This window comes from Planktothrix serta PCC 8927, assembly GCF_900010725.2.
Taxonomy (GTDB): domain Bacteria; phylum Cyanobacteriota; class Cyanobacteriia; order Cyanobacteriales; family Microcoleaceae; genus Planktothrix; species Planktothrix serta.
In genome coordinates this window covers 190,429-203,646 of record NZ_LR734880.1, presented here as the reverse complement: position 1 = coordinate 203,646, position 13,218 = coordinate 190,429, and the positions used below count along the sequence as shown (strand labels likewise).

Genomic DNA, 13,218 nt, shown 5'->3' with positions numbered 1-13,218 from the left:
TTTAGTCATAGAGGCTATTCTAGTTGTCCCAATCTTCTTGGGAACGTTTCGGTTTTCGACCCTGACGAATTGTTTTCAACATCTCCTCTACTTGTTTAACGTTTAACCAGCCTAATTCTTTCCCAACTAAAGCGGATAATTCCCGAAAACGCTTAGAAACCTCAGCTTGCTTTAAACCTAAATCCTGAGCAATTTCCGTTTGTTTTTTACCCGATTTTAATCCTTGCCAAATTTGCAGAAACTGTTTATTCGGATTTTGCAGGTCTATAGAAATAATAGCTTTTTGAATCTGAGTATTTGTGTTTAGTGTTTCTAAATCTTCTCGGATATCAGGAACATTATCATTAATCTGTGAGCTTTGATTTTTAAAAAATTCACTTTCTATTTTAAGTTTGCGGAGGGAATCTCGAATAGCATTCAAGGCTACTGTAGAACACCACCGATTAAATTTTTCTAAATTTCCTTCCTTAAATTTACCGTTTAAAGCTTCGATTAAAATTTTTTCAAATGCGACTTGAGCCGCATCCTCCCAGTCCTTAGACTTTCCTAAAAATCTTTTCTTGGCTATAATTTTACAAATTAGATAATATTCAGGACGTTTCAAAAGTTCTCGACAAGCTTCCCGATCTCCTTGAAGATAGCGCTTGATCAATTCTTCTGGTGGTTCTGGTAATAACATAGCAAAACCTGGTTAGGTGGAAAGTTTATAATTTGAGAAGGGATGTATTTTTCTGAAGTCCGTTATAGCCGGGACTCCCTAAAAATAATGACACTTACCGAAAATTTTGACACAGATCGGCACGAAGCCCACTAAACTGTCATAATATAAAAACAGATGTAACACTTCTTAAATACAATGGCAAGAGACTTAAGGGGATTCTTAAAACTGTTAGAAGAACGGGGACAATTACGGCGGATTAAAACCTTAGTTGATCCTGACTTAGAAATTGCTGAAATTTCTAACCGAATGTTGCAATATGGGGGCCCTGGATTATTATTTGAAAATGTCAAAGGTTCACCCTATCCCGTTGCGATCAATTTATTAGGGACAGAACAACGGGTGTGTTGGTCAATGAATATGGAAACCCCCCAAGAGTTAGAGGAATTGGGGAAAAAATTGGGAATGTTACAACAACCGAAACCCCCTAAAAAAATCTCCCAAGCGATTGATTTTGGAAAAATTTTGTTTGATGTTGTTAAAGCCAAACCAGGGCGCAACTTTTTTCCACCTTGTCAACAGAATATAATTCAAGGAGATGACGTTGATTTAAACCAAATTCCCATGATTCGTCCCTATCCTAAAGATGCAGGGAAAATTATTACTTTGGGATTAGTAATTACAAAAGATTGTGAAACCGGAACCCCCAATGTGGGAGTTTATCGCTTACAATTGCAATCTAAAAATACTATGACTGTGCATTGGTTATCAGTGCGAGGAGGCGCTAGACATTTACGCAAAGCGGCAGAGAAGGGGAAAAAATTAGAAATTGCGATCGCATTAGGGGTTGATCCGTTAATTATTATGGCGGCGGCGACTCCCATTCCCGTTGATTTATCCGAATGGTTATTTGCAGGATTATATGGGGGTTCTGGGGTACAATTAGCCAAGTGTAAAACGGTAGATTTAGAAGTTCCTGCGGACTCAGAATTTGTATTAGAAGGAACCATAACTCCTGGGGAAATGCTACCCGATGGGCCCTTTGGCGATCATATAGGATATTATGGTGGCGTTGAAGATTCTCCTTTGATTAAATTTCAATGTATTACCCATCGTCAAGATCCGATTTATTTAACAACATTTAGTGGTCGTCCACCTAAAGAAGAAGCGATGATGGCGATCGCATTAAACCGGATTTATACCCCGATTTTAAGACAGCAAGTGTCGGAAATTGTAGACTTTTTCCTACCCATGGAAGCCTTAAGTTATAAAGCCGCTATTATCTCCATTGATAAAGCCTATCCCGGTCAAGCGAGACGGGCTGCTTTAGCGTTTTGGAGTGCCTTACCTCAGTTTACTTATACCAAATTTGTGATAGTTGTGGATAAGGATATTAATATTCGAGATCCGCGACAAGTGGTATGGGCAATTAGTTCAAAAGTTGACCCGTCCAGGGATGTTTTTATTCTTCCTGATACGCCCTTTGATACCTTAGATTTTGCCAGTCAAAAAATTGGATTAGGGGGAAGAATGGGGATAGATGCAACCACAAAAATCCCTCCTGAAACGAATCACGAATGGGGAGAACCTTTAGAATCAGATGTTGATATCGCCGAAATGGTAACCAAACGGTGGGCAGAATATGGATTAAATGATCTGAATTTAACCGAAGTCGATCCCAATTTGTTCGGCTACGATATCAAATAAATGTAGGGTGCGTAAGCTCCGCGCACGCACCATCTAATACTAACCCAAAATTCTAACTTTTTCGACTAGAAACCTGATGACTCAATTGTTCATAATCTGACCGAAACCACTGCGGTAAACGGGAAAGATCGTGTATTTGTAATTGTTCAGGGCGACAATATAATAACACTGATAACAGACATTTTATCCGATCTATTTCATTTGATCCTTGATTCATTTGAGAAGCTAACATTTTAATAAATTGTTGTTCTGTGGAAGTCAAAGGTTGTTGAGAAAACGCACTTTGTAATAAAGTTCGATAGCCTTGACCTACTGAACTTTGATAAACGGATTCTAATTGTGTTGGTTCCAAACCTAACCAAAAATCCGCCAATTGTTGACGAATTTGACGCAATTCCTCAATTATAGCAGTATTAGAAGGATCAATTCGATATAAATTCACACACCCTACTAAACGATTTTGGAAGAATTCTGTTTCAGCGACTACTTGATTTTCCGTGACCGCAGCCGGAGTTTTGGACTCGATTGAGGGTTCAACTTTTTCCAAAACTGACGAATTTTCAAACACCCGTTTGTAATCTTTTAGTAACCACTGAGGTAAACGAGTATCTGCATTAGCAACTAATATTTTTCCAGGGGGATAATATAACATTAAAACCATCAGAGCATTAATAGAATCTGACTGTTTGAGTCCAATAGCGTGTTGTGTAACCTGGTTAATAAACTGTTGTTCTTCTGGGGTTAAAGGTTCCTTTTGAATCCCTCGATTTAAAAGAATTTGATATCCTTTTCCTAAATCATTTTTATACATTTGTTCTAACTGTTCTGGCGAAACCTGTAACCAATTTTCCGCCATAATTTTTCGGATAGATCGCAACTCATTAATTACAGTTTGATTCGTTTTTTCTAAGTCATAACGATTGACATGAGTAACCAATCTCGATAAATAATGTTGGATTGTTTCTCGATTATTCACGGGAACAGATTTCTGGTTTTGCTGCCAATTTTTAAATAACTGTTGAAAGATTACCCCCATTTTAGCGGAGTAGGTTCGACTATCCAAAAATTCAGGATTCTGCTGCATTTTTTGTTGAATTTCTTGGCGTTTTTGTTGTCGGAATTGAGGCGTATTCGCTAGGGTAATGGCTAAATTAATATAGGCTTCTTCACTATTAGCAATTAAATCAGGAATAGAGAGCGATCGCAACAAAGATGCAGCCATCAAGGAACGAAATGAGCCGCCCTCTCCCACGACAAAAACTTCTCCCGCTTGGGATGTTGTCGGGGAAAAAGAAGGAATTCCATCCCCATCTCGCACCACAGGAACTAAACCCACTTCTAAAGGATCAACTAAAGAATTTACCCCAGAAAAGGGATAGGAATCTAAATAAACATCCGCTAACTTCAAACATTCTTTAATATCGCTGCGACTTCCTTGGGGTTTGAGAATAATTAAACGACTCGGATCAACACCATATTTAGCTAAAATTTCTTTAAAATTATTCAGCCAGGGAAATGCAGCATATTGAGAAGCCCAATTAGGATTAAACGGATATAAAACCAACACAGAATTTGGAACTTTTGCTAATATTTTTGCCCAAGTTTCTCGTAATTCAGGAATAATTTTATAGAAATTAGCTCCCGAAATAAAGACAACGGCTTGATCAGGAATTCCTAAACGGGAACGAGTGGGAATAAATTGCGGTTGTTCGGGGGGAGTAGCATAATAACTAAAACAATGGGCTGTACCTTTTAGGAGAATTAATTGTTCTCGATATTGGTCTTGAGGATTCTGTTTTGATTCTGTTAAAGTCCCCGAAATATAGTAATCAATCTGTTGCATTCCTGTTGTCACACAGGATGATGTTGAGGTAACTTGAATTCGAGCTAACCGATGTAATGCTAATAACGTTATCCCATGATTAACCGCCGTTACATTCGTTCCAATTAACAGAATATCTAAATCATCATTGCGAATTAATTGCACCTGATCTGTTATATTTTTGGGCAGTTGTACCCAGCGTTCAACTCGACTTTTACAGTATTTTTCCAGGGGATGATCATTAGATTGCATTGCATATAAAGTTACATCAAATTGGGTCTGATCTAAATACTCAAAAACAGGTAGGGTTGAGTAGGTTTCTGTTTGAGGAAGAAAATGATTGCTGAGAATTCCCAAACGAATTTTCTGGCGAGTTGTTGAACGTTCAGGAAACTGATATTCTAAGGAATGACCTAAATTTTTTAGGGCAAATTCCATAATTTCTGCCCGTTTAATATAAATTTCTTTGAGATTAGCGGTATTAAAATATAAGGGAATAAAGTTAGCGGTTTGGGTAAATTTCCAAGCTAATTCTTTCCAAATGGGGAACTCAGGATCACTCATGAACCGCCCATGAATATAGTTAATCCAACTCTCGATATAACGGTAATAGCGGTTGGCTTCTCCTACTTCCTGAAAAAACTGAGGAACAGATAACATAAACTGAAAATAATCGTCTAAAAACCATTTCGGAATCGGAGCTTGAATATACCAATTTGGTGAGATATTGTAAGGATAGCTATATAATGTAATTGCTAATAAATGTTGTAGCCCTTGAGGTTGATTTAATCCGGTTTCTAGGTAAGCATACCAATCTTGAATTTGAGCTTTTTCTTGAGAGGTTAAGGCTTGATTTTTTAAACCACTATTCAACAGAATTTTATGGGCTTGACCAATTTCTGCTAAATAAGTTTTTTCTAATTTTTCTTTGTCTAAACCTAACCAATATTGAGCCACAATCTGCCGAATTTGACGCAAGGAATTCAGAATTTCAGTGGGGTTATTTGTTTTTTTGTATTCTTCCGTCAACCGCGAAACTTCTGCTAAAATTTGAGCCGGAGTTAAGGCTTTTAGTTGAACTTTGGGTTGTTGTTGAGGACTGAATAACGCAATAATGGCTTGTTTAATCCCATCAGATTGACTACATTTTAAAGCGGCTTGAATTTGAGCAATAACCGCTTTAGCGTCTCCCTGAATTAACAGTTGTTTAGCGGTATTAATGGCATAAAAAGCATAGTGTTCTCTAGCTTTATTCGATAGCTCCATTGCTTGATCTTCAGGAAGATAAGATTGAGATAGTTCAATGGATTTTAAAGTATCTGAAATATTAATACCCATTGCAATTAATCGAGAACTTTCTGAGGTTGAATGTAAACGATAACAAGCTAAAGCTTGAGGTTCATAAGCAATAGGATAGTAAGCCGAAATGCGTTTCCACATTTCCCAGTCGGCGGCGGAACCTGCTGCTTCCGAAAACCCTCCCAATATTTCATAAACACTGCGTTTAACCACCATAGAAGCAAATTGAATTCTCTGCATCACAGCAATGCGTTCTAACCAATTAGAAATAATCCCGCTTGTTTCCTGTTCTAAAGCCGAAAGTGAGTGCTGTTTTCCCTGTTCATCGATATAATAATGGCGACAAAATGCAGCACCTGCGGTGGGTTGTTTTTCTAATAAATTTCGCATTTGACTATAAAATTCAGGGAGAACTAAATCATCCTGATGCAAAATATGAATCCATTCTCCCTTCGCTCGTTTAATACAATCATTCCAGTTAGGAATTAACCCTAAATTTTGCGGTTGTCGATAAAATTGAACCCGATTTTGACCGACTCGTTTGACTAGAGATTCAATCTCTGGATGCGTTGAACAATCATCAACAACAATAATTTCCATTTCTTCTGAACTCGGTGCTTGACTCAGAACACTATTTAATACTTGTTCTAAATATTTTTCGCCGTTATAAGTCGGAATCATCACTGACCAAAAGGGTCGAATTTGAGAGATCAAAACCGGAGAAATTGAGGGTGCATTCACGGTATTGAGTTTAGAAAGATCAATATAAAGTTGAGACGGATCAATTTTTTCCATTCCCTCTCCTTTCAGTTGAATTTGCTGATCACAAGTTTCTATAACTTCTGCTGATAAGGTTTTCATGAATTGAAATCGTGTGGCGGGGTCAGCAAATCGGTTCCAAATTCTTAATAGATTGGTTTGAACTGTTTGTTGATAGGTTCCTAGTTCAGCAACAGAGTTTAATAATTCTGTGATCAACTTGATATAAAAGGGAAGATGGAACTGAGATAAAGCTTGATTCGCCAAATCACAGCAGAAATTATTGACTAAAATTTGATAATTTTGATCCGTTAATTTAATGGAATTTAGATTTAAAAATTGAGCTAATTTTTCGCGTGAGGAGGTATATCGTTTAAAAATTAAAACTTCTTCTTCCCGACTTAAATCTTGTTGATGACTTAAAGAGTTTTCAGATAAGTTCAAAGTCCCTAATATTTCAGGAATAAAATGGAACTCTCCCGCATTAGCAATTCTAATATAAAAATCTTGATCTCCTCGAACTTTTAAGGTTTGATCAAATAATCCATAGTCATTATGTAGAGATTTTCGCCACATGGGTTGAGAACCAACCTGTGCTAAAAATAATAATTTTAAGCGGGAAAATCCTGACCAGTTCCAGTGCGGTTTACCCTTTAAATCTTCAAGATTAATTCTTTCTCCCGGTGATACAGGTTGTTGATCACCATGTACTAATATGACTTCTGGATGTTCATCTAAATAGGTTGCTAACTGTTCTAAAGCGTTTAATTTTAGTCGATCATCAGTATTTTGATTGGTAATATATTCACCCCGTGCGATCGCAATTCCTCGATTCCAAGCTTGATAAATCGGTTCTCGTTCTTCAGTTCTAATATAAATAATAGAGTCAGGATATTGCTGTTTAAACGCTAAAACAATATCACCTTCATTTTCCTCAGAACCCGAATCAACAACAATAATTTCTAATTCCCCAGTTTTAAATAGGGTTTGATTCACTAAATTTTCTAACCGTCCCCCAATAATTGCTGCTGAATTATAGGTAGAAACAATCGCAGAAACTTTGATTTTATTTTCAGTTAATCCTTGTTCTTTTAAAGCTAAAACATGAGTTTCATCTAAAGTTATCGCTGGAGGAGATAGTTGTTCGGAGGAGGATTGATCAACCAGAATTTGTTCTAATTCCTCTTGGATAATTTGTTCAACTTCTTGAAAATATTGTTGTCGATAAGTTTGGGATCGTTGACCTTCATACGTCCGAAATCCGCCTATAAATGTTTTGACTAAATGTAATTGTGCATAGCGAGAAAATCTTAACCAGAGTTCAAAATCTGCGGCTAATTGCCAATTTTTTTGTAAATAAGAACCTGCTTTTTCCCAAAGCGATCGCGTCCAAAATGTACTTTCCTGTTGAATCCAAAGATACTGTAATTCTTGATTTTGTATAACTCCCTGTTTTTCTAATAATAATTTTCTTGTCCATTTTGGAATCGGAACTTGACGAGGAATGCGTTTACCTTTTCGATCCCATTCCGTCGGAATTCCCATTAGCCATTCCACCTGTTTATGGTGTTGAAATGTCGCCGCAATTTTATAAAAAGCGTCAGGATGATATTGATCATCTGAATTTAACCATCCCATAATCTCACCTGTTGTTTTTTGAAATCCCGCATTTACCCCCGCATAATGACCGCCATCGGGTTGACTTTGCCAATAAGTTAAATACTTTTCATATTTTTTGATAATATTAACTGAATTATCGGTACTTCCCCCATCCATAATTATGTATTCTAAGTTGGGATAATTTTGATTTAAAATCGAATCAATACAAGCTTCTAAAAATTCAGCTTGGTTGAAGGAAGGGGTAATAATAGAAATTTTGGGTAAACATGAAGAAACTAAAAGTTGAGGGGATACAGATGTGATCTTAACGGGTGATTTTTGCCAGAGAATATTATAGGAAATTGGTAGACCAAATTCTTGATAGGATTTTTGGGTAATGGGTTGCCAAAATTGACGATAAGCTGTTTCTGACATTCCATATAAATCAGGATCAAATTTAATCTCTGAAAGTGGAATCATTGAATTTAAGGTTTTTTGGTGTTTAAATAAATAGGGTAAAAATTGATTTGTCCAAACTTCTGCTTCTTTCACTAAAACATCAAAACAATGCAAAGAAAAGCCATCAGGTTTTAAAAGCCGATCAATATCTTGAGTAATTTGCTCAAAGGTTGTTTCATTTTCAGCAATATGTTCTAGGGTGGAAATACTAAAAACACAATCAAAATATTGAGTAGGAAGTTCCGAGTTAAAGTTGCCAATATAGTCTAAAATAATTCGGTAATTCTCCGCATTTCTAATTTGATTCGGGCCATTACCGATGCCTTCAAATTTGTCTAAATTCCAACATTCATAATCCTGTTTTAAAGCCTGCAATACTCTGGAATTCCCCCCGCCAATTTCCAACAGTTTTGCACCCTTGGGTAAATTTTTCGTAATAAAATTATAGACTAATAAATCTTGATAAACTTTCAGGTCACAGGCATCAGGATGAATTTTGGTATAAGATCCAAAGGGTTGAAACTGATTAAAATGGCTACGTTTAGAATAGGTAAAATCTTGAAAATCAAGCTGTTGTTTTTGTGTTTTTAAGTTTTGCACGGTTTGGATTAAAGTATTTTGAACAATTGCAGCCATTTTTGACCAAGAATATTGAGAAGCTTGTGCTAAACCCGCTTGAATTAAAGGTTGACGAACTTCTGTTTTTTGAATTTGTTCTAAAGCTTGAAGCATTGCTAAAACCTGCTCGTCATCCACATAATAGGCTGCTGTTTCTGCAATTTCTGGAATTGAACCTTTGCGACAGGTAATTACCGGACAACCGCAAGCCATTGCTTCAATAATAGGCATTCCAAATCCTTCATATTTAGAAGGATACACTAAGGCTGTTGCACCCGAATAACCTTGTCTTAATTCTTGATCACTCAATTCCAATAAATGAATTTTCAACCCTTGAATATAGGGATAAAATTCTGCTTCTAAAGTTGGTTCTCCCCCCACACAAATAATTTCAAAATCTCGGTTATTTTTGAGTTCAGCTAAGGCTTTAAAGAATAATAAATTATTTTTATAACCTCCTGCACCTAAGCGTTGACCGACTAAAATAAAATAGGGTTTATTGATGCCATATTTTTCTTTAAACTGTTGAATTTCTTCTATTTTTGCGGGTGAAAATCCTGAAGGAACTCCACAATGAGCGACCGTTATTTTATCGGGTTGAATCTTCGGGAAAAACTGAACTAAATCCTGAGCCGTATTTTTAGAAATTGTGATATAAGCGGATGCGTGTTCAATTCCATAATGTTTTTCTCTCCACATGGGAGTTTTTAAATCCAGTCCTAATTGTTCGGGTATCATGTCATATCCCATAAAAACGGAAGGTGTTGTTAGGGAAGTTGTATAATAAGTAGAAATAAAGATATCTGCATTTTCTTGATCACAAATTGTTTGCAAGAGTTGACGATCTTGATCAACTTTATTATAATCATAAACAGGAGTTTTGTGATATTGAATTCCGGCAATTTTCGGGGCTGTTCCGGCTCGATCTAACACAATAATCTGTTGAGCAAAATCCCCTTTAGACCATTCTTCTAGTAAGGATTTCCAAACTCTAGCAATTCCGGTGTTTTGAATTTGGAAAAATACGCCATCAATGACAACTTTAATTAACTTTTGATTAGACATTATTTTTGTTTCTACAGGTTGGTGATCACTGTTTTTTCGAGTTGCTATTGCTCTTAAAAAATCCTGCTCAATTAATGAGGGTAGAGGATGAGGAGGAGATTCTATAGACACTACTTTTTTCCAAGCAGATTCTGATAGTTTTATTTCCGTTAATAGATGTAAATTACTGCCATCGGAATATAAATTCAACTTAAACTTTTCAGCAATTTTTACTAAAGATTGATAGGTATAGAGCGAAATATGTTGACCTTCATGGAGGGCATAATACCACCATTCATCGGGTTTCGGATGATTAGCCGGAAGCAGTTGGGTACTGAATAACAAATTTTTAGAGAACTTTAATAAGCTTTGAATTTCCTCCAGGGGATTAACAAAGTGTTCAAAAACCTCAAAAGCCGTGACTAAATCATAAGTTTCTTGTTCATTTCCTTCAAATCCCTGATAAAATATATTTTGACAATATTTATCATAGCCATAAAAATTTAGCCCCGAATCTCGCATCAGACGCACAAATAAACCATAACCACAACCATAGTCTAAAAATTTTCCTTGGGGATGAAAACCCGATAAAATTAACTGTTGAGTAATTTGAGAAAATTTAAAATTCCGGGCTACTAATCCCACATCACTGATGGCAATAGGATTAGAATAAGCTATATCTAACCAATAAGGATCTTCAGTTTGCACAAATCCACAAACCGAACATTTAAAATAATCAATAGAATAGGCATTTAAAATTGTAGCTTCAGCAAAATAGGGAGATAAGGAACTACAAATTTTACACAGGGAATTTTGCTTAACTTTCGGTTGACGTTCAACTTGCACAACAATTTGACCTTAAACAGAACGGAGTGAAAAATCTTTTACTATATTACTGTGCGCGAGTGCCGGGGCGATCATTCGTGTCAACTTCAGGCTAAAAGTAGCGTAGAAAACTGAAATCTTCTCTAAGGGTCGATCCCCCCTAACCCCCCTTAAAAAGGGGGGAACTATCCCGCCTACCTGGCTTAAAAAGGGGGATAGGCGGGATCAAAGTCCCCCTTGTTAAGGGGGATTTAGGGGGATCTAATCTAGGATACAACAGGGGTTTTCGGCGGTCGTTGACACCGATGCGGGGAGATCAATCGCTTTATCCTTAACCAATTTAGATGATCAACGACACCCTACCCAGTCTTGATGAAAAATACGTTAAGATTAGTAACAATAACAGAACGATACCAGAGTCCTGTGGACTCGCAGCAACAGTAGGAGGATAGACCTCGGTGAATAAACGCTGGAGAAATGCGGGGTTATACGCCCTGCTTGCCATTGTAGTCTTAGCATTAGCAACCGCCTTTTTTGACAAACAGCCCCAAACGCGGGAAAGCTGGAAGTATAGTACCTTTATTCAAGAAGTCAAGAATAATAAAGTTGAACGGGTCAGCCTCAGTTCCGATCGCTCCAGAGCCTTAGTTACGGCTCAAGATGGGAGTAAAGTCTTAGTCAACCTCCCCAACGATCCGGCGCTGATCGATATCCTGACTCAAAATAATGTTGATATTTCGGTTTTACCCCAAAATGATGAGGGTTTTTGGTTCAAAGCCCTCAGCAGCCTATTTTTCCCCGTTTTACTCTTAGTTGGCTTATTCTTCTTACTGCGCCGCGCTCAGAATGGCCCTGGTAGTCAAGCGATGAACTTTGGCAAGTCCAAAGCTAGAGTCCAGATGGAGCCGCAAACCCAAGTTACTTTCGGGGATGTGGCGGGTATTGAACAAGCCAAACTGGAACTCAGCGAAGTGGTAGACTTCCTGAAAAATGCCGACCGCTTCACCGCCGTCGGTGCGAAAATTCCCAAAGGGGTGTTATTAGTTGGCCCCCCAGGAACAGGGAAAACCCTATTAGCCAAAGCGGTTGCGGGTGAAGCCGGAGTTCCTTTCTTCAGTATTTCCGGTTCAGAATTTGTGGAAATGTTCGTCGGGGTCGGTGCATCCCGGGTTCGTGACCTGTTTGAACAAGCGAAAGCCAATGCACCTTGTATCGTATTTATCGATGAAATTGACGCGGTAGGACGTCAACGGGGGGCTGGTTTAGGAGGCGGTAACGATGAACGCGAACAAACCCTCAACCAGTTATTAACGGAAATGGACGGGTTTGAAGGCAATACAGGCATTATTATTATTGCTGCGACCAACCGCCCCGATGTCTTAGACTCCGCCTTAATGCGTCCGGGTCGGTTTGACCGTCAAGTGGTTGTTGACCGTCCCGACTATAACGGCCGTTCAGAAATTCTCCGAGTTCATGCACGGGGTAAAACCTTGGCTAAAGATGTGGACTTGGACAAAATTGCCCGTCGGACGCCTGGGTTTACCGGAGCGGACTTGTCCAACTTGTTGAACGAAGCCGCTATTTTAGCCGCCCGTCGCAACTTGACAGAAATTTCAATGGATGAAGTTAATGATGCCATTGACCGGGTATTAGCTGGCCCTGAGAAGAAAGATCGGGTGATGAGCGAAAAACGCAAAACCCTGGTGGCTTATCACGAAGCGGGTCACGCTTTAGTTGGGGCGTTAATGCCAGACTATGACCCCGTACAGAAAATTAGCATTATTCCTCGCGGTCGGGCTGGGGGTTTAACCTGGTTCATGCCCAGTGAAGAACGCATGGACTCCGGTTTATTCAGCCGTTCTTATTTGCAAAATCAAATGGCCGTCGCCTTGGGCGGTCGGGTGGCTGAAGAGATTATCTTCGGGGAAGAAGAAGTTACAACAGGCGCTTCTAATGATTTACAACAGGTAACTCGTGTGGCCCGTCAAATGATTACTCGTTATGGGATGAGCGATCGCCTTGGCCCAGTAGCGTTAGGTCGTCAGCAGGGGAATATTTTCCTGGGACGGGATATTATGTCAGAACGGGATTTTTCTGAAGAAACTGCTTCTACTATTGATGGAGAAGTCCGTCAACTGGTGGATGAAGCCTATAAACGGGCAAAACAAGTGTTAGTTGAAAACCGCCATGTTTTGAATCAATTAGCGGATTTGTTAATTGATAAAGAGACGGTAGATGCGGATGAACTGCAAGAATTGTTAGCCAATAATGATGTTAAAATGGCTGCGATCGCTTAATTCAAGGTTCAAAAATTGCAGGGTTTTATAACAGTTACCAGAACAGTTAGAACCTAGACTGATTCAGCCAACCTATAAGCTTAAGTCTTGTTCTTCCTATTCCCTATTCCCTATTCCCTATTCCCTGTTCC

At 38.3% G+C, this 13,218-nt stretch carries 4 protein-coding genes; 2 read left to right on the top strand and 2 right to left on the bottom strand.

Going from position 1 to position 13,218, the window contains the following annotated elements; translation table 11 throughout:
* Positions 1-19: 19 nt before the first annotated feature.
* On the bottom strand, positions 20-679 hold the full coding sequence (locus PL8927_RS23170; RefSeq protein WP_083625821.1) for an RNA polymerase sigma factor: 660 nt from the start codon (positions 677-679) through the stop codon (positions 20-22).
* A gap of 177 nt (positions 680-856) precedes the next feature.
* Between PL8927_RS23170 and PL8927_RS23165 the strand changes: the two genes are divergently transcribed.
* Positions 857-2,365, top strand: a complete 1,509-nt coding sequence (locus PL8927_RS23165) for a UbiD family decarboxylase (protein WP_083625820.1) — start codon at positions 857-859, stop codon at positions 2,363-2,365.
* 52 nt (positions 2,366-2,417) lie between these two features.
* On the opposite strand, the gene PL8927_RS23160 is transcribed toward PL8927_RS23165, so the two are convergent.
* Complete coding sequence (locus tag PL8927_RS23160) at positions 2,418-10,811, bottom strand: glycosyltransferase (protein WP_083625819.1); 8,394 nt, start codon at positions 10,809-10,811, stop codon at positions 2,418-2,420.
* A gap of 437 nt (positions 10,812-11,248) precedes the next feature.
* Here PL8927_RS23160 and ftsH3 point away from each other — a divergent pair, with 437 nt between their 5' ends.
* Positions 11,249-13,087 (top strand): ATP-dependent zinc metalloprotease FtsH3, encoded by a 1,839-nt coding sequence (ftsH3, locus tag PL8927_RS23155; RefSeq protein WP_083625818.1) that lies wholly within the window; start codon positions 11,249-11,251, stop codon positions 13,085-13,087.
* Positions 13,088-13,218: the final 131 nt, after the last annotated feature.